23 protein-coding genes are annotated in these 23,810 nt (G+C 57.6%); 17 read left to right on the forward strand and 6 right to left on the reverse strand.

Annotation, left to right across the window (positions count from 1 at the left end; translation table 11 throughout):
• Positions 1 to 2 precede the first annotated feature (2 nt).
• The 3 genes from AC0KVQ_RS02630 to flgA all read right to left on the reverse strand — a co-directional run bounded on the left by AC0KVQ_RS02630 (position 3) and on the right by flgA (position 3,229).
• Positions 3 to 692, reverse strand: a complete 690-nt coding sequence (locus AC0KVQ_RS02630; RefSeq protein ID WP_473419563.1) for a UPF0149 family protein — start codon at positions 690 to 692, stop codon at positions 3 to 5.
• Positions 693 to 870: 178 nt separating this feature from the next.
• On the reverse strand, positions 871 to 2,463 hold the full coding sequence (locus tag AC0KVQ_RS02635) for a peptide chain release factor 3 (protein ID WP_473419564.1): 1,593 nt from the start codon (positions 2,461 to 2,463) through the stop codon (positions 871 to 873).
• Positions 2,464 to 2,539: 76 nt separating this feature from the next.
• On the reverse strand, positions 2,540 to 3,229 hold the full coding sequence (gene flgA, locus AC0KVQ_RS02640; RefSeq protein ID WP_473419565.1) for a flagellar basal body P-ring formation chaperone FlgA: 690 nt from the start codon (positions 3,227 to 3,229) through the stop codon (positions 2,540 to 2,542).
• Positions 3,230 to 3,295: 66 nt separating this feature from the next.
• On the opposite strand from flgA, the gene AC0KVQ_RS02645 reads away from it, so the two are divergent.
• The 7 genes from AC0KVQ_RS02645 to feoB all read left to right on the forward strand — a co-directional run bounded on the left by AC0KVQ_RS02645 (position 3,296) and on the right by feoB (position 11,382).
• Entirely contained in the window at positions 3,296 to 4,789 is a 1,494-nt protein-coding gene (locus AC0KVQ_RS02645; protein WP_473419566.1) for a DNA recombination protein RmuC, read from the forward strand.
• A 130-nt stretch (positions 4,790 to 4,919) separates the two neighbouring features.
• Positions 4,920 to 5,957, forward strand: a complete 1,038-nt coding sequence (dusB, locus tag AC0KVQ_RS02650) for a tRNA dihydrouridine synthase DusB (protein WP_473419567.1) — start codon at positions 4,920 to 4,922, stop codon at positions 5,955 to 5,957.
• Positions 5,941 to 6,180 carry a helix-turn-helix domain-containing protein gene (locus AC0KVQ_RS02655; protein WP_473419568.1) on the forward strand — a complete coding sequence of 80 codons (240 nt, stop codon included), beginning with the start codon at positions 5,941 to 5,943 and terminating at the stop codon, positions 6,178 to 6,180. Before dusB ends, AC0KVQ_RS02655 begins: the two co-directional genes overlap by 17 nt.
• A gap of 77 nt (positions 6,181 to 6,257) precedes the next feature.
• Positions 6,258 to 7,820 carry a bifunctional phosphoribosylaminoimidazolecarboxamide formyltransferase/IMP cyclohydrolase gene (gene purH / locus AC0KVQ_RS02660; protein ID WP_473419569.1) on the forward strand — a complete coding sequence of 521 codons (1,563 nt, stop codon included), beginning with the start codon at positions 6,258 to 6,260 and terminating at the stop codon, positions 7,818 to 7,820.
• 137 nt (positions 7,821 to 7,957) lie between these two features.
• Positions 7,958 to 9,232 carry a phosphoribosylamine--glycine ligase gene (gene purD, locus AC0KVQ_RS02665; RefSeq protein ID WP_473419570.1) on the forward strand — a complete coding sequence of 425 codons (1,275 nt, stop codon included), beginning with the start codon at positions 7,958 to 7,960 and terminating at the stop codon, positions 9,230 to 9,232.
• A 144-nt stretch (positions 9,233 to 9,376) separates the two neighbouring features.
• Positions 9,377 to 9,610 carry a FeoA family protein gene (locus AC0KVQ_RS02670; protein WP_473419571.1) on the forward strand — a complete coding sequence of 78 codons (234 nt, stop codon included), beginning with the start codon at positions 9,377 to 9,379 and terminating at the stop codon, positions 9,608 to 9,610.
• A gap of 5 nt (positions 9,611 to 9,615) precedes the next feature.
• The gene (gene feoB / locus AC0KVQ_RS02675; RefSeq protein ID WP_473419572.1) at positions 9,616 to 11,382 is read left to right on the forward strand and encodes a ferrous iron transport protein B; all 1,767 of its coding nucleotides are present in this window, start codon (positions 9,616 to 9,618) and stop codon (positions 11,380 to 11,382) included.
• A 208-nt stretch (positions 11,383 to 11,590) separates the two neighbouring features.
• Here feoB and AC0KVQ_RS02680 read toward each other — a convergent pair whose 3' ends face one another.
• Positions 11,591 to 11,944, reverse strand: coding sequence for an ArsR/SmtB family transcription factor (locus AC0KVQ_RS02680; protein ID WP_473419574.1), 354 nt, complete (start codon positions 11,942 to 11,944; stop codon positions 11,591 to 11,593).
• A gap of 98 nt (positions 11,945 to 12,042) precedes the next feature.
• Here AC0KVQ_RS02680 and AC0KVQ_RS02685 point away from each other — a divergent pair, with 98 nt between their 5' ends.
• Positions 12,043 to 12,240: a YgaP family membrane protein gene (locus tag AC0KVQ_RS02685; RefSeq protein WP_473419575.1), complete on the forward strand. Its 198-nt coding sequence runs from the start codon at positions 12,043 to 12,045 to the stop codon at positions 12,238 to 12,240.
• Positions 12,241 to 12,382: 142 nt separating this feature from the next.
• On the opposite strand, the gene pbpG is transcribed toward AC0KVQ_RS02685, so the two are convergent.
• Positions 12,383 to 13,372 carry a D-alanyl-D-alanine endopeptidase gene (pbpG, locus tag AC0KVQ_RS02690; RefSeq protein WP_473419576.1) on the reverse strand — a complete coding sequence of 330 codons (990 nt, stop codon included), beginning with the start codon at positions 13,370 to 13,372 and terminating at the stop codon, positions 12,383 to 12,385.
• On the opposite strand from pbpG, the gene AC0KVQ_RS02695 reads away from it, so the two are divergent.
• The 3 genes from AC0KVQ_RS02695 to AC0KVQ_RS02705 all read left to right on the forward strand — a co-directional run bounded on the left by AC0KVQ_RS02695 (position 13,371) and on the right by AC0KVQ_RS02705 (position 16,798).
• On the forward strand, positions 13,371 to 13,532 hold the full coding sequence (locus AC0KVQ_RS02695; protein ID WP_473419577.1) for a hypothetical protein: 162 nt from the start codon (positions 13,371 to 13,373) through the stop codon (positions 13,530 to 13,532). The two genes, pbpG and AC0KVQ_RS02695, sit on opposite strands and share 2 nt — an antisense overlap.
• A 294-nt stretch (positions 13,533 to 13,826) precedes the next feature.
• Positions 13,827 to 15,554, forward strand: coding sequence for a PHA/PHB synthase family protein (locus AC0KVQ_RS02700; RefSeq protein ID WP_473419578.1), 1,728 nt, complete (start codon positions 13,827 to 13,829; stop codon positions 15,552 to 15,554).
• A 62-nt stretch (positions 15,555 to 15,616) separates the two neighbouring features.
• Positions 15,617 to 16,798 carry an acetyl-CoA C-acetyltransferase gene (locus AC0KVQ_RS02705; protein WP_473419579.1) on the forward strand — a complete coding sequence of 394 codons (1,182 nt, stop codon included), beginning with the start codon at positions 15,617 to 15,619 and terminating at the stop codon, positions 16,796 to 16,798.
• A gap of 112 nt (positions 16,799 to 16,910) precedes the next feature.
• Here the strand turns inward: AC0KVQ_RS02705 and AC0KVQ_RS02710 are convergent, their stop codons facing one another.
• The gene (locus AC0KVQ_RS02710; protein ID WP_473419580.1) at positions 16,911 to 17,603 is read right to left on the reverse strand and encodes an OmpA family protein; all 693 of its coding nucleotides are present in this window, start codon (positions 17,601 to 17,603) and stop codon (positions 16,911 to 16,913) included.
• A 316-nt stretch (positions 17,604 to 17,919) separates the two neighbouring features.
• Here AC0KVQ_RS02710 and gyrA point away from each other — a divergent pair, with 316 nt between their 5' ends.
• Genes gyrA through AC0KVQ_RS02740 form a run of 6 tightly spaced genes read left to right on the forward strand, consistent with a single transcriptional unit; the run spans position 17,920 to position 23,787 of the window.
• Positions 17,920 to 20,622: a DNA gyrase subunit A gene (gene gyrA / locus AC0KVQ_RS02715; RefSeq protein WP_473419581.1), complete on the forward strand. Its 2,703-nt coding sequence runs from the start codon at positions 17,920 to 17,922 to the stop codon at positions 20,620 to 20,622.
• 3 nt (positions 20,623 to 20,625) lie between these two features.
• On the forward strand, positions 20,626 to 21,090 hold the full coding sequence (locus tag AC0KVQ_RS02720) for a PaaI family thioesterase (RefSeq protein ID WP_473419582.1): 465 nt from the start codon (positions 20,626 to 20,628) through the stop codon (positions 21,088 to 21,090).
• Positions 21,090 to 21,506: a PaaI family thioesterase gene (locus AC0KVQ_RS02725; RefSeq protein WP_473419583.1), complete on the forward strand. Its 417-nt coding sequence runs from the start codon at positions 21,090 to 21,092 to the stop codon at positions 21,504 to 21,506. Before AC0KVQ_RS02720 ends, AC0KVQ_RS02725 begins: the two co-directional genes overlap by 1 nt.
• Before the next feature lie 33 nt (positions 21,507 to 21,539).
• Positions 21,540 to 22,610, forward strand: a complete 1,071-nt coding sequence (pheA, locus tag AC0KVQ_RS02730) for a prephenate dehydratase (RefSeq protein WP_473419584.1) — start codon at positions 21,540 to 21,542, stop codon at positions 22,608 to 22,610.
• Positions 22,607 to 23,179 carry an LOG family protein gene (locus tag AC0KVQ_RS02735; protein ID WP_473419585.1) on the forward strand — a complete coding sequence of 191 codons (573 nt, stop codon included), beginning with the start codon at positions 22,607 to 22,609 and terminating at the stop codon, positions 23,177 to 23,179. The genes pheA and AC0KVQ_RS02735 overlap by 4 nt, the downstream gene beginning before the upstream one ends.
• Positions 23,179 to 23,787 (forward strand): GNAT family N-acetyltransferase, encoded by a 609-nt coding sequence (locus tag AC0KVQ_RS02740; protein WP_473419586.1) that lies wholly within the window; start codon positions 23,179 to 23,181, stop codon positions 23,785 to 23,787. Before AC0KVQ_RS02735 ends, AC0KVQ_RS02740 begins: the two co-directional genes overlap by 1 nt.
• Positions 23,788 to 23,810 lie beyond the last annotated feature (23 nt).

Raw genomic sequence — 23,810 nt, forward strand, 5'->3', positions numbered from 1 at the left:
GTTTAGTCGGCGCCGCAGCACTTCTTGTACTTCTTGCCGCTGCCGCAGGGGCAGGGGTCATTGCGGCCAATCTTGGGGCCATCGTTGACAACGGTTTCCACGCGGCCGTACTTGCGCTCCAGCCAGCGATACAGCACGCCTTCCACCAGCCAGGGCAGTTCATCCACGCGCTCCTCGCGCTCGCGGCGGTTGAGGATTTCGCTGGTGCGTTCCGGATGGCGACCGATTTCCAGGGTCATGATGTCGCAGACCAGATCGGAGAGCTCTTCATCCTCGTCCATGGCATCGATCCAGTCCTGTTCGCGCAACAGGATCCCGGCACGGAAGCCGCTGGCCCAGTATTGACCGAGCGTATCCATCCAGTTGTCATCGCCGGTTTCGTCCTGCAGCACGAGCGGGTAGTAGAGCGGCTCGTCTTCCGGCTGCTTTTCGCGGGCAGGTGCAGCAAAACTGGCGGCTACCGCTTCGGCCTGGCGCAGGATGATGTCACGGATTTCCGGGTCGAAATCGTCAGGCAGATGGCCGCCGAATACCTCTGGCAGCCATTGCTCGACCGGCGTGCCTTCCGGGCCGATGGCCAGCGAGACCAGAAACCCATCGAGCATTTCCAGATCCATGGTTTCTTCGGGCGTGGCATCGGACATCAGGTAGGCGTCGAGTTTGTCGAGATCCTCGTTGTTCAGTTGGGACATGGTTGCGCTCCTGTTTGGTAAATATTGCGGTGCATCGCCCGTGTGTGTTCGGGGGCGTGTGCGATTGCTGGTTAGTCTAGCGTGTCGCGTGGCCTCGTGGGGTGTTTTGCTTTGATGCTTGCCAAATATTGCCCATCAAATGACAACGCCTGATTCTGTGAATCAGGCGTTGTGGTGTTTACAGGGTCACGGCATGTTCGCGTGTTTCGTGGAACACGATCTTGGGCCAGCGCTCCTGCGTCAGTTGCAGGTTAACCCGGCTGGTGGCGAGATAAGCCAGGCTGTCGGCTGCATCGCGACCGAGGTTGTTGACCAGTTGCCGCTCGAAATCGGCCAGGATCTTCGGGTCCTCGCAGGTTACCCAGCGCGCAGTGTAGATCGTGGTCGATTCAAAGATGGCTTCCACGCCATATTCATTGGCCAGCCGGCTGGCCACCACTTCGAACTGCAGCACGCCCACTGCGCCCAGAATCAGATCGGAGCCGTTGAGCGGTTTGAAGACCTGCACTGCGCCTTCTTCGCCGAGCTGCTGCAAGCCTTTTTGCAATTGCTTGATCTTGAGCGGGTTCTTGATGCGCACAAGACGGAACAGCTCCGGGGCGAAGTAAGGGATGCCGGTAAACGACAGTGCCTCGCCTTCGGAGAACGAATCGCCGATCTGGATGTTGCCGTGGTTGGGCAGGCCGATGATGTCGCCGGCATAGGCTTCTTCGACCTGTTCGCGCCCCTGCGCCATGAAGGTGACCACCGAGTTGGCCGCGATATCGCGCTGCAGGCGCAGGTGCTTGAGCTTCATGCCGCGTGTGAATTCGCCCGAGCACACGCGCAGGAAGGCGATGCGATCGCGGTGTTTCGGATCCATATTGGCCTGGATCTTGAACACGAAGGCTGAAAACTTCTCCTCGGTTGGCTTGACCGTGCGGCTGGTGGCATCGCGCTCGCCCGGTGCCGGCGCCCAGTCGACCAGGGCATTCAGGATTTCGCGTACGCCGAAGTTGTTGATGGCGGAACCAAAGAAGACCGGTGTCAGTTCACCTGCAAGGAATTCCTCGAGCACGAACGGATGGCTGGCGCCCTGCACCAGTTCCAGCTCCATGCGGGTCTGTTCGATTTCCAGCGGGAAGAGTTCATCCAGACGCGGGTTGTCCAGCCCCTGGATTACTTCGGCCACTTCATTGGCCTTGGCGCTGCCAGGCGAGAACAGCAGCACTTCATCCTTGAGGATGTGATACACGCCACGGAAGGTCTTGCCCATGCCGATTGGCCAGGTTACCGGCGCGCAGCGGATCTTCAGTACCGATTCCACTTCATCGAGCAATTCCAGGCTGTCGCGCACTTCCCGGTCATACTTGTTCATGAAGGTGATGATCGGCGTGTTGCGCAGGCGGCAGACGTTCAAGAGCTTGATCGTCTGTTCTTCCACACCCTTGGCGGCATCGATCACCATCAGGGCAGAGTCGACCGCGGTCAGCACGCGGTAGGTGTCTTCCGAGAAATCCTGGTGGCCGGGGGTGTCGAGCAGGTTGACCACGTGATCACGGTAATCGAATTGCATGACCGAGGATGCCACGGAAATACCGCGCTGCTTTTCGATTTCCATCCAGTCGGACGTGGCTGACTTGCCGCCTTTCTTGGCCTTCACCGCGCCAGCAAGCAGAATGGCACCGGAGAACAGCAGCAATTTTTCGGTCAGCGTGGTTTTACCGGCATCCGGGTGCGAAATAATGGCGAAGGTGCGGCGGCGGCCGACTTCGCGGACAAGATCAGTCATGGCAAGGCTAAGGCTTGGAAAAAACGCGCAATTTTACGCTATCCGCACGCTTATGTATGCCCACAATTATCCGGGATTATTGGCTGACTTCTACATCGCCGTTCATGCGTGCCAGGCCCTGAATGGTCTGCCCGTTGTTGACCTTGACTCGCACCGGCTGACCTTCCTGGGCGTTGTTGAGCGCGGTGCCTTCGTTGAAGATCTCGATCCCGCCTGAACGGAACAGGATGCGCACTTTCTGGTTCTGGCGGATCACGATCGGGCTGCGCAACATTTCCTGGCGTACCGGATTGCCGGCAGCGACCGAAGAATTGAGGATGCGACCGATTGCCACGCCCGGGTCCAGTACGACTGAGCCTGGCAGATTGGCCAGATCGCCTTCTTGTGCCATCAGGTCCCCTGTGCCGATTTCCTGGTTGGCCGCGAGCGGACGTGCCGCAACAAAATAATTGACCAGGATCGACACCTGTACCGGAACCGATACCGCCCACGTGGCACCGGCCGCGCATTGCACGCGGACCTGAGTCCGGCCAAGCAGGCGATAACCGGATGGCAGGCTGACCTGCATGTCGCGGCAGGCAGGCAGGTGCAGGTTGGGATCCAGCGCGCCTACCTGGTAAGACGCGGTGCCGGGTGAATTGGCGAGCGATTGGTCGAGCCAGTCGCGCACCGTGCTTTGCAGGATCTTCATGTCCTGCCGCCCTGCGGCTTGCGCCGATGTCGCGCACACCAGCCCAGTCAGAAGGAATACGAGGAATGATTTCATGACTGCGATTATAGGCGGGCATGACGGCATCGCCTACAATCAAGCGATTGGCTAGGAGTAATCAAAATGCTGGAGTTGCTGTTTGGGGTGACAACCCTGTTGGTATTGCTGACCGGTATGCTGGTGGTGTTGCGTCTGCAGGGATTGACGACTGCCCAGCGCCAGACGCTGGAATTGCTGGCGCAGGAGCTGGAGGACAAGCATCGCGCGATGCTCTCGGACCTGCACAGCGGGTTGGCCAATCAGACCGAGAAAACCCACGCGGCGCTGACCCAGCAGGGCGAACTGCTGCACGATGCCGTATCGCGCTCGGGTGAGCGCCTGCGCGACAGCATGAGTCTGGCCTTTGATCGCCAGCGCTCCAGTGTCGCGACTGAACTCAAGGATACGCGAACGGTGCTGGAGCGCTTGCAGGCCTCGCAGGCGGATAGCCTCTCCAACTTGCGCTTGGCTCTGACCGCAGCGCAATCGGAAGCGCGCGAGCAGATCATGAAACAGTTGGCCGATATCTCGGCTGATCTGCGAGGCAAGCAGGATGCGCTGCGCGAGGATGTATTGCTGAAGCTCTCGCAAATGCTGGCCGAACAATCCAAGCGCGAAATGGAGCTGATGCAGACTGCGCTCACGCAATCGACCCAGCAATTGACCGCGCGCGTGGGCGAGCTGACCAAAACCGCCGATGACCGTCTGGCTGAGATTTCCGGCAAAGTGAGCGAACGGCTGGATGAGGGCTTCAAGAAAACCAACGAGACGTTTGCCAGCGTGATGGCACGGCTTGCCACCATCGACGAAGCGCAGAAGAAGATCGACGGGTTGACGACCAATGTCGTCAGCCTGCAGGAGTTGCTGGGCGACAAGCGCTCGCGCGGCGCGTTTGGCGAAGTGCAGCTCGAACATCTGGTCAGCAATGTGTTGCCGCAGCAGGTCTACGAGCTCCAGGCCACCTTGCCCAATGGCGCTCGCGCCGATTGTCTGCTCAAGCTGCCCGAGCCGACCGGCACTGTCGCCGTGGATTCAAAATTCCCGCTGGAAAACTATCACCGCATGTTCGATGCCACCGTGGACAAGGTTGCCGCCACACGCGCGTTCAAGGCGGATGTGAAGAAGCATATCGACGATATTTCCAGTAAATACATCCTGCCCAATGTCACCGCCGATGGCGCGGTGATGTTCATCCCGGCTGAGGCTGTATTTGCCGAGATTCACGCCTACCATCCGGAACTGGTGCAGCATGCGCTCAATCGTCGCGTGTGGATTGTTTCACCTACCACGCTGATGGCCGTGCTCAATACTGCGCGCGCTGTGATCAAGGATGTGGAAACCCGGCGCCAGGTTCACATCATCAAGGAAGCGCTGGGCAAGCTGAGCCAGGAATTCAGTCGTTTCGACGACCGCATGAAAAAGCTCGCTACGCATATTCGCCAGGCGCACGATGATGTCCAGCAAGTCAGCATCACCAGCGAGAAGATCTCGCGTCGCTTCAGCGAGATCGAGCAGGTCCGGCTTGAGGATGGCGAGGATGTACCCATGCTGGAAGGCGAAATCGCCAAGCCCGAATGAGTGCAGCAAGCCATAGACCAGAAAGCGACAGGATGCGAGCACAAAATACGCCGGACTGAATTTAATTGCCTAAAAATTAGGCAGGCGTTACAATTCGCGCCCTTTTCAGGAAGACCCCCCGTTACAGACCATGCAAATCGGCCCCTACCAGCTTGCCAATAACCTGATTGTGGCGCCCATGGCGGGCGTGACGGACAGGCCGTTTCGCATGCTGTGCCGGCGTTTCGGGGCTGGCCATGCCGTGTCGGAAATGATCACGGCGGACAAATCGCTGCGCTTATCGAAAAAGACCTTGCGTCGCAGCGATTTCGATGGCGAGACTGCGCCGATTGCCGTGCAGATTGCTGGGTCCGACCCGCAGGAACTTGCCGCAGCAGCGCGTTACAACGTTGAGGCTGGCGCGCAGATTATCGATATCAACATGGGCTGCCCGGCCAAGAAGGTCTGCAACAAGCTGGCGGGCTCCGCCTTGCTGCAGGATGAATCCCTGGTTGCGCGCATTCTCGATGCGGTGGTCAAGGCGGTCGATGTGCCGGTGACGCTGAAAACCCGGCTGGGTTTTCGCAACGGCGAGGAAAACATCCTGCGCGTGGCCAAGCTGGCCGAGAAGCACGGGATTGCCGCACTGGCGGTCCATGGCCGAACGCGCGAGGATATGTACAACGGCCAAGCTCGCTATGACCTCATTCGCGAAGTCAAGCAGTCGATCAGTATCCCGGTGATCGCCAACGGAGATATCGACAGTCCGCATAAGGCCAGGGAAGTTCTGGCGCAGACCGGTGCTGACGCGATCATGATCGGCCGCGCCGCGCAGGGGCGTCCCTGGCTGTTTCGCGAAATCGCGCATTATCTGGCAACAGGCGAAAAACTGCCGCCTCCCGGATTGGGAGAGATTCGTGGTGTGCTGCTGGAGCATCTGCAGACGCTGTATGACTTCTATGGCGAATATTCCGGCTGCCGGATTGCACGCAAGCATGTGGCCTGGACCACACGCGGCTTGCCCGGCAGCAATGAATTTCGCAGCAGCATGTATGAACTGGATACGACTGCCGCACAGTTTCGTGCCGTAAGTAATTATTTTGACGGGCTTGCCACCGGGCCGGGCGGGGAACAGCTTCCTTGCCAAGAACAAATATCAAAAGGAGTACATCATGAACAATGCGTGTGATCAGGTTGCGATCGCAATCGATCTCGCACTGGAGCAATATTTCCATGATCTGGATGGTGAGGCGCCCGGTGCACTGTATGACATGGTGCTGGCGCGGGTGGAAAAGCCCTTGCTGCTGGCCGTGCTCAGACGCGTAGAGGGCAACCAGACCAAGGCAGCGGATATGCTCGGCATCAATCGCAATACCCTGCGCAAGAAATTGCAAACCTACGGCATGCTGTAGAATCCCTGCGGGAAGACAGGTGATAAGTGTTTTCCCGTACTTTCTGCCCCTGATTATTGAACTGAATGGAACAAGCAATGAGCAAGATTACCCGTGCGCTGATCAGTGTTTCCGACAAGACTGGCGTCGTTGAATTTGCACAGGCACTGGCCGATGCCGGTGTCGAAATCCTGTCTACGGGCGGTACGGCCAAACTGCTGGCCGAGAAAAAAATTCCCGTGATCGAGGTGGCAGATTACACCGGCTTCCCGGAAATGCTCGATGGCCGGGTGAAAACCTTGCATCCGAAGATTCACGGCGGCATTCTGGGTCGGCGTGATCTGCCCAGCCACGTAGCCAAGATGGCCGAGCATGGCATTGGCAATATCGATCTGGTGTGCGTGAATCTCTATCCGTTCGAAGCCACCATTGCCAAGCCCGATTGCAGCTTCGATGATGCAATCGAGAATATCGATATCGGCGGCCCGGCCATGGTGCGTTCCGCCGCCAAGAATCATGCCCACGTCGCGATCGTCACCGATGCCGCCGACTACCAGCCCTTGATCGAAGAAATGAAGACCAACGATGGGGCGCTGACGCTGGCAACCCGGCGTGAACTGGCCAAGAAGGCATTCAGCCATACGGCAGCCTACGATGGCGCGATTTCCAATTACCTCACTGCCTTGTCGGACGATGGCGAAAAACAGGCCTACCCGAAGCGCCTCAACCTGCAGTTCGTCAAGGTGCAGGACATGCGCTACGGCGAAAACCCGCACCAGTCCGCAGCGTTCTATCGCGATCTTGATCCGGCACCGGGCAGTCTCTCCAGCTACAAGCAATATCAGGGCAAGGAACTCAGCTACAACAATATCGCCGATGCCGATGCGGCCTGGGAATGCGTCAAGCAGTTCGAACAGCCGGCCTGTGTGATCGTCAAGCACGCCAACCCGTGCGGTGTGGCCGTGGCCGAGGATAGCTACAGTGCCTATCGCCTGGCCTTTGCCACCGATACCACCTCGGCTTTTGGCGGCATCATTGCCTTCAACAAGGTCGTTGACGAAGATACTGTGGAAGCGGTGGCCAAGCAGTTCCTCGAAGTGCTGATCGCACCGGCCTATACTCCGGCAGCGCTGGCCTTGCTGGCCAAGAAGCAGAATGTGCGCGTACTGGAAGTGCCGGTCGAAACTGGCGCCAACCGCTTTGATGTGAAGCGTGTCGGCGGCGGCCTGCTGGTGCAGACCCCGGATTCGCACATCCTCAAGCTTGCAGACCTGAAGGTGGTGACCAAGTTGCAGCCGTCCGAGGCGCAACTCAATGATCTGCTGTTTGCCTGGAATGTGGCCAAGTACGTCAAGTCGAATGCCATCGTCTTCTGTGGCAAGGGGCAGACGCTGGGTATCGGCGCAGGCCAGATGAGCCGTGTTGACTCCACCAAGATTGCCGCCATCAAGGCCAAGGGAGCCGGACTCGATCTGCGTGGTTCCGTTTGCGCGTCGGATGCATTCTTCCCGTTCCGCGACGGTGTGGACGTGATCGCTGAAAACGGTGTGTCGGCCATCATCCAGCCGGGCGGTTCGGTGCGCGATGAAGAAGTCATCGCAGCCGCGGACGAACACGGCATTGCCATGGTGTTTACCGGCGTGCGCCATTTCCGCCACTAAGTGACGGTGAGGAGTGAGGTGTAAGGTGTGAGGGGTAAAGCCCAAAACCTTGTGCTTTTTCTTGTTTCGATCATTTCGGTGAGAGGTTGAGCGTTTACACCTCACCCCTCACCCCTAACTCCTCACATGGGGTCAAAATGAACATTCTCGTAATCGGTTCCGGCGGGCGTGAGCACGCACTGGCGTGGAAGATCCTGCAGTCCGAACGTGCAAGCAAGGTCTTCGTGGCACCCGGTAACGCCGGTACGGCGCTGGAGCCCGGACTCACCAATGTCGATATCACGGCGATTCCGGAACTCATCGAGTTCGCCAGGCGTGAAAACATCGCCTTTACCGTGGTTGGGCCGGAAGCGCCGTTGTCGCAGGGCATTGTCGATGCGTTCCGCTCCGAGGGCCTGCGCATTTTCGGGCCGACCCGTGCTGCGGCTCAGCTGGAATGGTCGAAGGGATTCGCCAAGGATTTTCTGGCGCGCCACAACATTCCGACGGCCAGTTATCAGACCTTTTCGGATGCCAAGCTTGCACACGAATATATCGACGCCAATGGCGCACCGATCGTGATCAAGGCTGATGGCCTGGCGGCAGGCAAGGGCGTGATCGTGGCAATGACGCTGGACGAAGCGCATGCAGCCATCGATGACATGCTCGAAGGCAACCGCTTTGGCGATGCCGGCGCGCGCGTGGTGGTCGAGGAATTCCTCGATGGCGAAGAGGCCAGCTTTATTGTCATGGTCGATGGCAAGAATGTGCTGCCGATGGCGACATCGCAGGATCACAAGCGTCTGCTCGATGCCGACAAGGGCCCGAACACCGGTGGCATGGGTGCCTACAGCCCCGCCCCCGTGGTAACGCCGGATGTGCATGCGCGCGTGATGCGCGAAATCATTCTGCCGACTGTAGAAGGCATGCGCAGGGATGGCACGGTCTATACCGGTTTCCTGTATGCCGGTCTGATGATTGACGAAACCGGCGCGCCCAAAGTGATCGAGTTCAATTGCCGCTTTGGTGATCCGGAAACCCAGCCCATCATGCTGCGGCTTAAGTCCGATTTCGTGGCCCTGCTGGAAGCCGGCATCGATGGCAAGCTGGATCAGGTTGAGGCGCAATGGGATCGTCGTGCCGCGCTGGGTGTGGTAATGGCTGCCGCCAATTATCCGGAAACCCCGCAAAAGGGTGATGTGATCGAAGGTCTGCCCGGAAAACTGGAGGACGGTCATGTCTTTCATGCCGGAACAACCCTGAATGCCGAAGGCAAGCCGGTCACCTCGGGCGGTCGGGTATTGTGCGTGACTGCATTTGGCGAGAATTTCAAGGTGGCTCAGAAACGTGCCTACGATATTCTGGCCGGCATCCATTTCAATGGCATGCAGTTCCGCCATGATATTGGCTGGCGTGCCATCGATCGCAAGTGAAACGGCTGCATTACGCCAAAACCATATCTTTCACATGGTTTTGGCGTGATGGCTGTCAACTCCATGCCGCAACGGCATTGACCGGGCAGTAGCGTTCACCCATCATCCCGGCAAGAACAATTATCCTGCGATGCGACTCGCGTCATGCCTACCCTTGTTGATCTGCCCCTGTTACAACCTGCCCGTATCTGCAATTTGCGTGTCGATCCGGAGTTGGCCCAGCGCTTGACCGCACTGGGATTGCGCCCGGATCGCGAGGTGTTGGTCATTCGGCGCGGTTGGTTGGGCGGCCCGCTACAAGTGCGTGTCGGTACTACCGAATTCATGCTGCGAGCCGATGCTGCTTGCCAGATTGACGTCGAAATTCTGCATAACTGATCCTGATGAAAAAAATTGCTCTGGTTGGCATGCCCAATACCGGCAAATCCACCTTGTTCAACCGGCTGACCGGGGGCACCGCACGTGTTGCCAATTGGCCTGGGCTGACCGTTGATATCACGACGGGCCGCATTCCGTTGGGTGGTTTTCTGGTGCATGTGGCTGATTTGCCCGGCATCTATGATCTGGAGGGTGGTGCGGAAGACGAGCGGCTGACGCACGCTTTTCTGGCCGAAAGCGATCTGGATGCGGTGGTGCTGGTGCTCAATGCCATGCAGCTGGATCGACAGCTGGCGCTGGCCTTGCAATTGAAGGCCTTGGGGGTTTCCCTGTTCGTGCTGTTGAACATGGCCGATGAGGCGCGTGCAGCCGGCATTCGTATTGATGTCGATGGCTTGGCCTCCGAGCTGGGGTGCCCGGTGCAGGCGGCTTGTGCCAAGCACGGCGAAGGTATGCCTGAATTCAACCGGAAACTGGCGCAATGGCTGCAGACCAGCAAGCCGCATCGTGCCGACTTTTCGACGCTGACCGCCAATGCGGATTGGCATGCGGCCGAAGCCATTCTGTTTGCCAACCATGTCAACAAGCCGGCAGTCCTGCCGGCAGGCCCGACGGAAAAACTGGATCGCTGGATTCTGCATCCGCTTGCCGGTTTGCCCATCTTCTTACTGATGATGTTTTGCCTGTTCCAGCTTACTTATGCAATCGGCAGTCCGCTGCAGGATGGGCTGGAGTATTTGCTGAGTGAAATGAAGTCGGCGTGGCTGGAGCCGTTGGTGGCTGATTGGCCGACGTTTCTGGCAGGATTTCTGGTCGGGGGTGTCTTTGATGGCGTCAGTACGGTGCTGACTTTTGCGCCCATCATCTTCCTGTTTTTTTCGTTGATGGCAGTGATCGAGGATTCCGGCTATTTCTCGCGGGCGGCCTTCATGATGGATGGCCTGATGAGCCGCATCGGTCTGGATGGACGCGGCTTTGTCATGTTGATGATGGGTTTTGGCTGCAATGTGCCGGCCTTGATGGGGACGCGGGTCATCCGCGATTATCGGGCGCGATTGCTGACCATGCTGGTGATTCCATTTTCATTGTGCACGGCCCGTCTGCAGATTTTCCTGTTCCTGGCCGGCGCGCTGTTCAGTCCGACCCGTGCACCTTGGGTATTGCTCTCGCTGTATCTGGCCAGCATTGGTATTGCCCTCGGGACCGCATTGTTCTTTCGGAAATATTTTCCTTCGCGCGAGCCGTTTGCGCTCGAATTGCCACCATACCGCTTGCCGATTCTGGCACATGTCTGGCGTCGTGGCTGGGGGGAGACCCGAGAGTTCCTGAAGCTGGCTTCGACCATGATCGTCACGGGTGTTGCCCTGGTATGGCTGCTAACCCATTATCCGAGCGAACAGGCCAGTTTTGCTGGCACGATCGCCGATTTTTTCCAGCCGGTATTGTCGCCGATTGGCATTCAGGCCGAGCTTTCCATTGCCTTGTTGTTCGGTTTCGTGGCCAAGGAGATTGTGCTGGGCGCGTTGTCCGTGATCGTCGGGCAGGAGGGCGCGGCGCTGGCACAGCATCTGGCCGGAGCGCTTGATGGCGTATCGGCCTATAGCTTCATGCTGTTTACCCTGACCTATATTCCGTGTGTTTCGGCCATTGCCACCCTGCGCAAGGAGGCCGGTAGTCTGGCGTTCGCAGCGCTCTCCGTATTCTGGTCGCTTGGCCTGGCGTGGCTGCTATGTTTTCTGTTCTATCAGGGCGCCCGCGCGTTGGGCTTTTGAGCCGACATCTTAGAATCTGTTCCAGATCTTGCTGCGAGACCGTGATCAGGGCTCATGCGCTGCTCAAAACACCGAAAAGGTGCTTCCTTCGGGGCGTCCTCATGTACTCCCTGTACATTGCGGTTTTTGCGCTGCTTTTCACCCTGCTGACGGTCTTTCGCGACAGATCGTAAACAGGTTCTTTGGCGGAAGTCCGGGCCGGTTGATGCTACGCAGGTTGATTGAGATCTGGCTGATCTGCACAGTCTGTTGCCTGCGGAACCGGGCAATACATGCCGTAGAGCGTGCTGAGTATCTTCAATGCCTGCGGACTTGCCAGGCTGTAATAGATGCGCTTGCCTTCCCGGCGCGTATGAACCAGCCCTTCATTGCGCAAAACCCCCAATTGTTGCGACAGCGTGGGCTGGCGAATATCCAGCAGCGTTTCGAAATCGGAAACGCATTTTTCTCCTTCCACCATCTGGCACAGCAGAAGCAGACGGTCTTCATTGGCAAGCGCTTTTAGCAGTGCGGTGGCTTCACCTGCCGCTTGTCGCATGTCTGAGGTTTTAATGTCCGGCATGGCGGGAGATCGGGAGTAGAGTAATTAAACTATATTATATTGAATCATAATTTCAAACATCATAGTTTGGTTGCTCACGGACCCAAAGGAGTACCGCCATGTTTGACAAGAATGTAGGTGGCTTGGATCGGCTGGCCAGAATCATTGCCGGACTGGTATTGCTGGCACTGACAGCCGGCGGCGTAATAGGTGGCTGGGGCTGGTTGGGCCTGATCCCCCTGGCAACCGGTGTGTTTGGTTTTTGTCCGCTCTACAGGCCATTGGGTATCAATACTTGCCGCCTGAGCAAGAAATAGCGGCAATTTGCAGACTATCAACCCACAAGTCTGTGGGTTGAAACCTGTTCCATGTCTGCACTGAGAGACCTTGGCTGGGTGACGAGCAGCGTATGAATAATGATCAGTGCCTTGCTGTAAGACCATGGATCATGAGCAAGTCTTAACCTGCGCGTAGCCCCGCGACGGTACTGGTTTCCAGCCACTTGCGCACCCGCTGCGCATCGCCAATGCGCGTGTATTTGCCGTTGGAATCCATCAGAACGATCACAACCGGGGTGTCGCTGATTCTGGCCTGCATCACCAGGCAGCGTCCGGCTTCATTGATGTAGCCGGTTTTGGATAACCCGATTTCCCAGTCATCCTGCTTTACCAATGGATTGGTATTGCGGAATGCCATCTCGCGTCGGCTGAGGTTGGAGGTGAACAGGTATTCGCTGGCGGTGGAGAATTGATGAATCTCGGGGTAGGCCCGTGCGGCCTGTACCATCATTGCCAGTTCGCGTGGCGTGGAAACATTCTCGGGATTCAGGCCGGTGGCATCATGAAAACGTGAGTGACGCATACCCAAGCTGATCGCCTTGGCGTTCATGGCATGAATAAAGGCATCGCGTCCACCCGGATAATGCCGGGCGAGGGCAGAAGCAGCACGGTTTTCTGATGACATCAATGCCAGCAGCAACATTTCGCCACGGGTGAGCGTCAAACCTGGAGCCAGTCGCGAAGTCGTGCCTTTCAGCGTATCGATGTCCTCGCGCGAGATCGAGATCAACTCATTGAGTGGCAGTTTGGCATCCAGTACCACCATTGCCGTCATCAGCTTGGTGATCGAGGCAATCGGAGTGGATTCATCGGCATTTTTCTCGTAAATCACTTCGCCGGTGAGCTGGTTGAGTACCAGGGCTGCCGAGGATTGCACGCCGGGGTGTGCTAGCGTTGTGGCACGCGCGGAGGCGCGTTCCAGCTGGATGCCTTTTCTGGCATTGGCAATTGCACGGTTGGCAACATTCTTGCTGCGTTTGCTTGCAACCGTTTTTTTCTTGCTGGAAACCGCCTTTTTGGCGACAGCCTTTTTCGGCGTGGCTTTCTTGACCACGGTCGTGCGTGACTTGCCGGACTGGGTTTGCGCCGTGGCGGCGTAGGATACCGACATGCTCGTCAAACTGATTGCGGCAAGTAACGAGCAAAAGAGGATCAGGGCTTTTCGCATGGTCGATTCTCCAGCCTGGGCGCTGAATAACATCAAGATAGTTCAATTTTACGCAGGCATGGTCGAAATGTCATGCAAATCAACAGGTACGGCACATTTTTGAATAAACGACTTTATATGGTTGCTGCGCGCTGACACGCCTGCTCTTGTTTCTTGTCAGCGAAGCGGGTTTGCATCTCGCGGCATAGGCTGTGTATCGCCGCCATTCGAGGAGGGAAGCGGGCAAAGCTGGCTGCGTTTTGTCATCGGGCTGCAATCTCTTGGCGGTTCAATCTGTCGGGATAGTCAAGGTTTTTGCAACGTGAAGAATTTGCCCATCCTCACCGGCAAAGCAAAAAAACCGTTGCTAGAATGGATTTCGTGTCTGTCTGAATACCCCTGACCCCGGAGTGAAAACGTGCAGCAAAATCCCGTCATCGATCAGTTTTTTCAGCAGTTAACCGAGGCCAACCGACAATGGATTCAAAATTGGGTCAATTCGCTGTCACCCGCCATGCTGCCAGCACAGCATGCCAGCTCGATGCATGAAGCGCTGACGCATCTATCGCAGAATCAGTCGGAATGGCTGGCCCAGCATGGCGAATATTATCGACAACATCTGGATCTCTGGATGGGCTTTATCGGCGCCAAGGAGAAGAATACTGTTGTCTTGCCGGAAAAAAACGATCGTCGCTTCAATGCACCGGAGTGGGAAGAGCCGTGGTTCGACTATATTCGCCAGAATTATCTCCTGACCTCTACCTGGCTTATGAAAATGGTTGAATCGGCCAATGCCGATGAGGCCACCAAGGAAAAGACCGCGTTCTTTGCCCGTCAGTTTATCGATGCCATCAGCCCGGCCAATTTTGCCTTTACCAATCCGGAAGTGATGAAGCTTGCGGCGGAAACCAAGGGGGAAAGCCTGGTCGAAGGCATGAAGAAACTGGTCGATGATCTGCAGCGTGGCACGATCACAATGACGGACGAAACCCATTTCGAGGTGGGGCAGAATCTTGCCATCACGCCGGGACAGGTGGTTTTTGAAAACGAGCTGTTCCAGTTGATCCAGTACACGCCATCGACAGACAAGGTTTATGAAGCCCCATTGCTGGTGGTGCCGCCTTGCGTCAACAAGTACTACATCATGGATTTGCAGCCGCAAAATTCGATGATGGCCTATATCGTCAGCCAGGGATTCACCACTTTTCTGATTTCCTGGAAATCGGTGACTCCGGAAATCAGCAACCTTGAATGGGATGACTATATCGAGCGAGGTGTCCTGACTGCTGCCGAAGTGGTGCGCAAAATCAGACGAGTCGAAAAGATGAATGTGCTGTCGTTCTGTATCGGTGGAGAAATCGTTTCCACCACGATACCGGTGATGCAGGCGCGTGGGCTCGACTGGTTTGAATCAATCACGCTGATGACGGTGATGCTGGATCATTCCGATCCGGGAGACATCAAGCATTTTGTCGATCCGAATCTGGTGAAAAACCGCGAGGCGCAGTTGCAGGCAGGCGGGGTTGTTTCCGGCAAGGAGCTGGCCCGGGTATTTGCTGCACTGCGTGCCAATGACCTGATCTGGAACTACGTGGTCAACAATTATCTGAAAGGCAAAACCCCGCCGCCGTTCGATTTGCTGTACTGGAACAACGATCCGGCCAATCTGGCGCTGCCGATGCATACCTTTTTCCTGCGAAACATGTATCTGGAAAACAATCTGGTCAAGCCGAACTCGTTCTCCCTGTGCGGGGTGCCGATTGATCTCACTACGGTGGATCTGCCGACGTATATTTTTGCCGCCCGGGAAGACCATATCGTGCCGTGGAAATCGGCATTTCAGACCACCAAGATCTTCAGCGGGCCGGTGCGTTTTGTTCTCGGCGCTTCAGGGCATATTGCCGGTGCCATCAATCCTGTTTCAGCCAACAAGCGTAATTATTGGGTGAACGAGGATGTTTCGCTGGATGCCGACAGCTGGTTCGAAACGGCTGAATCGCGCCCAGGCAGCTGGTGGCAGGACTGGACCGCCTGGCTGGCACCGCAATCCGGCAAGCAGCTGGCTGCGCCCAAGACGCATGGCAGTGCTGCATTCAAGCCGATCGAGCCGGCTCCGGGGCGCTATGTGAAAGAGCGACTTGGTTGATTTTCATGCCGGGTTGATCCGGCATGACAAGGCAATAGCATATCCAAATAGGGAGACATGGCATGACAGAAATCGTGATTGTGGCGGCTTGCCGTACTGCATTGGGCAGCTTTGGTGGTTCTCTGGCAAAAATTCCTGCGCCGGAACTTGGTGCGACGGTCATCCGGGCGTTGCTGGCCAAGACCAGCGTGGCAGCGGAGGCTGTCAGTGAAGTCATCCTGGGTAATGTGCTTACTGCAGGGTTGGGGCAAAACCCGGCGCGTCAGGCATTGCGCCGGGCCGGGCTGCCGGATGCAATCCCGGCACTCACCATCAACCAGGTCTGTGGCTCTGGGCTCAAGGCGGTGGCGCTGGGTATGCAGGCGATTCTCTCGGGAGAGAGCGAAATCGTGATCGCAGGTGGCCAGGAAAACATGAGCGCGGCACCGCATCTCTTGAACAATAGTCGCGATGGCATTCGCATGGGTAATGGCACGCTGATCGACAGCATGGTCTACGACGGACTAACCGATGTTTACAACCAGTATCACATGGGGGTGACGGCTGAGAATGTTGCCAAAAAATATGGCATCAGTCGGCAGGAGCAGGATGCGCTGGCGCTTGCTTCCCAGCAGAAAGCCTCTGCAGCACGCGCGGCGGGTCGCTTCAAGGATGAAATCGTGCCGGTGCTGATCCCTCAGAAAAAAGGTGATCCACTGGTATTTGATGCGGATGAGTTCATCAAGGCTGATGCCACGGCAGAAGGCTTGGCCAAGTTGCGACCTGCTTTTGATAAGGAAGGCAGTGTCACGGCCGGCAATGCCTCCGGTATCAATGATGGTGCAGCGGCTGTGATGCTGATGACGGCGGAAAAGGCAAAATCACTGGGTTTGCAGCCGATGGCCGTCATTCGTGCTGCGGCTTCATCGGGTGTGGATCCGACCATCATGGGTATCGGGCCAGTGCCGGCTACCAGAAAAGTGCTGGCGCGTGCAGGCTGGGCGATTGATGACCTGGATCTGATCGAAGGCAATGAAGCGTTTGCCGCTCAAGCCTTGGGTGTGGCGCGCGAGTTGCAATGGAATATGGATATCGTCAATGTCAATGGTGGAGCGATTGCCTTGGGTCACCCGATCGGTGCTTCCGGGTGTCGCATTCTGGTAACCCTGCTGCATGAAATGCAGCGGCGTGATGCCAAAAAAGGCCTGGCCACGCTCTGTATTGGTGGCGGTATGGGGGTGGCGATGCTGGTCGAACGACCCTGAATGGCATTCGTGTGAAATGGAAATGGCCGGGCGACCGGCCATTTGATATTTCAGGATGCAACAAAAATGCCGCCCGGTACGGGCGGCATGATGTAGCAGCCAGATGGCTTAATTACTTCTTGACCGGAATCAGGCCGGTAACCAGCAGCTCAACACGACGATCCGGTTCCAGGCAGTTGATCAGCTTGGCGCGCGGCTTGACCTTGTCGCAGGTGTTGCCGGTAACGGGATCGCTTTCGCCACGGCCTTCGGCCTTGATGATGTTGCCGGCAATGCCCTTGCCGTTCAGGTAGTCGGCAACGGTTTGGGCGCGAGCCTGGGACAGTTTCTGGTTATAGGCTTCGCTGCCCATGCGGTCGGTGTAGCCAACTACCGTGATGGCTTTGTCTTGCGGGTTGGCGGCCTGGATGTCCGAGTACAGAATGTCCAGATCGCTCTTGCCTTGCGCAGTCAGGGTGGCCTTGTCGAAATCAAACAGCACGCCGGCTTTCAGGGTGAATTTCTTCGGAGCAGGTGCCGGTGCGGGTGCCGGAGCAGGAGCCGGTGCGGGCGCAGGGGCCGGTGCTGCGGCAACCGGAGCCGGGGCCGGAGCAGGCTTCACATAACCATCACAGCCTTCTACCACGGCTTGTTCCTTGGTCCAGGTGCCAGTGCGCCAGCATTCGCCGAAGCTGTTTTTCACGACGGATTCTGCGGTAACTGCCTCTGCATAGGCGGTAGTCTTGCCAACATCGGCTTGTGCAACGGAGCTGAGGGCGGCGATGGCGGCGACCAACGCGAGTTGCTTCAAAGTCTGCTTTTGCATGATATTCCCCGGTTGTTTTGTTTGTTCGCGAAATCAAGAAAACCCTGTTTCATCAGTGAGCATGAAAGTCAGGGATTCAAGACAGAATATTAGATGGGCAATTGAAAGGTTTCAAACCCATTCTTGTTGTGAATTAGTACGAAAGGCGTGGGAAATGTTTGCTCGGCTGCACAATGCGTGTGTGTTTATGGGCATGCTGGTGAATTGGATGAAGGGGGCCGGCGTGGTAAACTCCTCCTTCTGCCGGAAAGCGCCATAAGCAGAAAAATGGCGTGGTTCCGGCATCCAATCCCAAGATCATCACCGGCCTTCGCAGATGTCAGAACAGCAACAAAGCTTTGCCAAAGAAACCATCCCTGTCAGCCTCGAAGAGGAAATGCGCCGCTCCTATCTGGATTATGCGATGAGCGTGATCGTGGGCCGCGCCTTGCCCGATGTGCGCGACGGCCTGAAACCGGTGCATCGCCGCATCCTGTTTGCGATGCATGAGAGCAACAACGTCTGGAATCGCGCCTACGTCAAATGCGCGCGCGTGATCGGTGACGTGCTGGGTAAATATCATCCGCACGGTGACTCTGCCGCCTACGAGGCATTGGTGCGCATGGCGCAGGATTTTTCGCTGCGTTATACCCTGATCGACGGACAGGGCAACTTCGGCTCGATCGACGGCGATTCCGCTGCCGCTTATCGTTATACCGAGTGTCGACTGCGCAAGATTTCGTCCGAGTTGCTGGCTGACATCGACAAGGAAACCGTCGATTTCACCCCGAACTACGATGAGAAGGAACTCGAGCCGACAGTTCTGCCGACCCGCGTGCCGAACCTGTTGATCAATGGTTCTTCCGGCATTGCCGTGGGCATGGCCACCAATATTCCGCCGCATAACCTGGTTGAGGTTATTGATGGCGCGCTGGCGCTGCTGGCCAATCCTGAACTCTCGGTCGATGAGTTGATCGATTTCATCCCGGCACCGGATTTCCCCACCGCCGGCATCATCTATGGCATCCATGGCGTGCGCGAGGGCTACCGTACTGGCCGCGGCCGTGTGGTGATGCGCGCGCGCACCCATATCGAGCCGTGCGGCAAGAATGGCGACCGGGAAGCGATCATCGTTGACGAGTTGCCCTATCAGGTCAACAAGGCCCGGCTATTGGAACGCATGGCCGAGCTGGTGCGTGAAAAGCAGATCGAAGGCATCTCCGAGTTGCGTGATGAGTCGGACAAATCCGGCATGCGCGTGGTGATCGAGCTCAAGCGCAACGAAATGCCGGATGTGGTACTCAACAACCTGTTCAAGCAAACGCAGTTGCAGGATAGTTTCGGCATCAACATGGTTGCGCTGGTCGATGGTCAGCCGCGTCTGTTGAATCTCAAGCAAGTACTTGAATGCTTCCTGCGCCACCGGCGCGAAGTCGTTACGCGGCGCACGGTATTCGAACTCAGAAAGGCGCGCGAACGCGGCCATATTCTGGAAGGCCTGGCTGTTGCACTTTCCAATGTCGATGAAATCATTGCCCTGATCAAGGCAGCCGCTACGCCGCCGGAAGCCAAGACCGCGCTGATGGCGCGCGTCTGGAAGTCCGGCCTGGTTGGAGAAATGCTGGCGCGCACCGATGCGGCTGCTTCGCGTCCGGAAGGGCTGGCGGCCCACTTCGGCTACAGTATCGAGGGTTATCGTTTGTCGGATGCGCAGGCGCAGGCCATTCTGGAATTGCGCCTGCAGCGCCTGACCGGGCTGGAGCAGGACAAGATCGTCGACGAGTACAAGGAAGTGATGGTGAAAATCCTTGACCTGCTCGATATCCTGGCCAAGCCCGAACGCGTGACCCAGATCATCGCCGACGAAATGACCGAGGTGAAGGCTACCTACGGCGATGCACGCAAGTCCGAAATCGTGATGCATGGCGAAGACATCAGCCTCGAAGATCTGATTACACCGCAGGATATGGTGGTGACGCTGACGCATGGTGGTTACATGAAGGCCACACCGGTCGAAGAATACCGTGCACAAAATCGTGGCGGCCGCGGCAAGCAGGCGGCAGCGACCAAGGAAGACGATTTCATCGACAACCTGTTTGTGGCCAATACCCACGATTACATCCTGTGTTTCAGCTCGCGCGGTCGTGTGTACTGGCTCAAAGTGTACGAATTGCCACAGGGCGGTCGTACCAGCCGTGGCAAGCCGATCATCAACCTGCTGCCGCTCGAAGCCGATGAAAAGATCAATGCGATCCTGCCGGTGAAGGAGTTTACCGACGACCAGTTCGTGTTCATGGCCACCGTTGACGGCACGGTCAAGAAGACGCCGCTGTCGGCTTTCTCGCGCCCGATGAAGCGCGGCATCATTGCCATCAACCTGGAAGAGGGTAATTACCTGATCGGCGTGGCGCTGACACATGGCGCCGCAAGCGAGATCGCCGATGACGATCAAGCAGCCGATGAAACAGTGCTGGAAGATGATCAGGCGCATGAGGACGAGCAGGCTCTGGACGGCGATCAGATCATGCTGTTCTCCGATGCCGGCAAGTCGGTGCGTTTCAACCAGAACAAGGTACGCCCGATGGGCCGCAATTCGCGCGGTGTACGCGGCATGAAGCTCGCGCAAGGCCAGAAGCTGATCTCGCTGCTGGTCGCGCAATCACCGGAACAGCAGGTGCTGACCGCAACCGAACATGGCTACGGCAAGCGTACGCCGGTCGGCGATTATCGCTTGAGCGGCCGTGGCACGCAGGGCGTGATCGCCATCGATACTGGCGAGCGCAACGGCAAGCTCGTGGCTGCGACGCTGGTTGATCCGAGCGATGACGTGATGCTGATTACTACTGGTGGTGTGCTGATCCGCACGCCGGTGAGCCAGATCCGTGAAACCGGTCGTGCGGCGCAGGGTGTACGCCTGATCAATCTGGACGAAGGTGAAACACTGTCCGGGCTGGAGCGTGTCTGCGAAGTCGATTCCGACGACGAATCCGGCGAGGCCGATATCCGCGCAGACAACGGCAGCGACGCCGTGCAGGAATAAGACATGGGTTCCGGTTGGCAACCGGTCGCTGCGCCGGAACTCTTCTCGCAGATTGCGCACTGGGGCATGAATCTGCCGCATTGCCGCGCGCTGGGGTTGCAGCTGGTTGCCACGGGCTTGGGCCAGGCCAAACTGGCACTGCCGTTCAAGCCCGAGCTGGTCGGCAATCCGCAAACCAGAGTGTTGCATGCCGGCGTGGCGACTTCACTGGCAGATATGTCGGGTGCGATGGCAGTGTTTACCTTGTTGCATGCCAGGGAATCACTTGCCACGCTCGATTTGCGGATCGATTACCTGCGCCCTGGTGTGCCAGATCTGGCACTGTTCTGCCAGGCTGAATGCTACCGCCTGACCAGCCAGATTGCCTTTACCCGCAGTACCTTGTATCAAACAGACCTGCAAACGCCCGTGGCGCATGCCGTTGCCACCTATATGCGCACAGCCTTGCCTGAAAGCAGGAGGATGTGATGCCTTTCGCCATCAACTCCATTGATGATCTGCGCGTGGCGGTGGCTGCAATCCCCTACGCCCGCCTGCTTGGTATCGAGTGTGCCGAGCAGGATGGTGGCCCGCTGTTTGTTCTGCCCTATCGCGACGAGAATGTTGGCAATATCCTGCTGCCGGCGCTGCATGGCGGCGTGATTGGCGGTTTTCTGGAGAACGCCGCCGTGTTGCATCTGATGTGGGCGCGCGAAGCACAGGATATTCCCAAGATTGTCGATTTTTCGATAGATTATCTGCGTTCCGCCGGTCCGCAGGATCTTTATGCCCGTTGCGAGATCGTGCGCCAGGGCAAGCGGGTGGCCAATGTGTTGCTGACTGCCTGGCAGCATGATGTGGCGCGCCCGGTAGCCACGGCGCGTGCGCATTATTTGCTGGCCTGAAAACCCAAACTTCAACTATCCAGAGTCCGAACCATGAGCGACGAACAACTCAAGATTCACCGCGATGCGATTGATGCGATTGATGCCGAAGTACTCAAACTGCTCAACGCGCGTGCCAACCATGCCCACGAAATTGGCGTGATCAAGGGTGAGGGTGTTGTATACCGCCCAGAACGCGAAGCGCAGGTGCTTACCCGCATCAAGTCGCTGAATCAGGGGCCGCTGGCGGACGAAACCGTGGCACGCCTGTTCCGCGAAATCATGTCGGCCTGCCTGGCGCTGGAACGACCATTGACGATTGCTTTCCTGGGGCCGGAAGGTACGTTCAGCCAGTCTGCGGCCGTCAAGCATTTTGGCCATGCCGCGAAGACGCTGGCCTGCGCCTCGATCGACGAAGCATTCCGCATGGTGGAAGCGCGCGGCGCGGATTATGTCGTGGCGCCGGTGGAAAATTCGACCGAAGGCGCGATCGGCCGTACCCTGGATTTGATGGTCAATACGCCGCTCAAGGTATGTGGCGAGGTGGTGCTGCGCATTCACCAGCATCTACTGCGCGCTACCGCAGGCCAGCATGGCATTCAGCGTGTCTATTCGCATGCACAAAGCCTGGCCCAATGCCATGAGTGGCTGAACAAGAATTTGCCGGATGTCGAGCGCATTTCGGTCGCAAGCAATGCCGAGGCCGCGCGTCTGGCCAGTCTGGACCCAACGGTTGCAGCCATTGCCGGCGATGCGGCGGCAGAGCGGTTCAGCCTGATCAAGCTGGCCGATTCGATCGAGGATGAACCGAACAATACCACGCGCTTTCTGGTGCTCGGCCACCAGGACGTTACCGCTTCCGGTCGCGACAAGACATCGTTGGTGATTTCCGCACCGAACAAGCCTGGCGCCCTGCATGCAGTGGTGGAGCCGCTGGCGCGCCATGGCGTATCGATGAGCAAATTCGAGTCACGCCCGAGCCGTACTGGTCTGTGGGAGTACCTGTTCTTTGTCGATGTCGAAGGCCATGCCAGTGATGGGAAATTGCAGGCTGCACTGGCTGAATTGCGTAGCGTGGCCGCGTTTGTGAAGGTATTGGGCTCGTATCCGGTGGCGGTGCTATGAAATCAGTCGCCGTTTTTTGCGGCGCACGCCATGGCCATGATCCGGTATTTACGGCTGCGGCACGCGAGCTGGGCCGGGAGATTGGCCTGCGTGGCCTGGCCTTGGTCTATGGGGGCGGCCATGTCGGCCTGATGGGGGAGGTGGCAGATGCCTGCCTGTCTGTCGGGGGGCAGGTGGTCGGGGTGATCCCCGATTTCATGGTCGCACGCGAGCTGGCCATGCAGAACCTGACCGAGCTGCACGTAACTGATTCCATGCATACGCGCAAGGCGCTGATGGCTGCGCGGGCTGATGCCTTTATCGCATTGCCCGGCGGGTTTGGCACGCTGGATGAATTGTTTGAAATCCTGACCTGGCGCCAGATCGGCCTGCATGGCAAGCCTATTGGCCTGCTTAATATCTCCGGCTATTACGATGCCCTGCTGGCTTTTGTCGAGCAGGCCACTTCGGCAGGTTTTGTGGGCGAGCGTGAACACACATTCCTGCGGGTGGCAAAAACACCGCAAGCCATGCTGGATGCGCTGGCCAGCGCACCGCAGCCGTCCAGTGGCGAATGGGGGCGCGGCTGATGTTGGCATTTTCCGCGGCCGGGTTGCCGGACGATGCAGGACAGGCCGCGCGCCTGATCTACGAATCCGACCCGCCTTACTATGATTTCTGGTTTGGTTCGATTGATGCTGCCTTATCGTGTCTGGATAAGCTGTGGCGATTGCCTGAAGGCAGTTACAGCCATCAGTCATGTCAGGTTTGGCGCAAGGATGCAAAGGTGATGGCATTGGCCTGCCACTATCCTGCCGCGGCCGAAACGGCGCTTGCCCTGACTGATGCCCGTGTGCAGGGGCAGTTGCGTGGGGATCTGGCGCAATTGCAGCAACGCGATGCCCTGCTGGCGTGGTTGTTTCCAAGTGTGCCGGATGATGTCTGGTATTTGCGCACACTGGCAGTGGATGCTTCGCTGCGCCAGATGGGTACGGGGGCGCAGATATTGGCTGTGATAGTGTCTGCCGCCCGCGCGCATGGCGCGCGTGCCTTGCAAACCGATGTGGATAGCGCCAACCATGGCGCGGTACGTTTTTATACCCGCCACGGTTTTGAGATCATTGCCGAGACGCGCGTACCGGCGCTGGAGGCGTATCATTTGCCGGTCAGCTTGCGCATGTCCAGACCAATAGATTAAACACAACAGAACCTGATGGATTT

It is taken from the genome of Formivibrio sp. oc-25 (genome assembly GCF_055810895.1).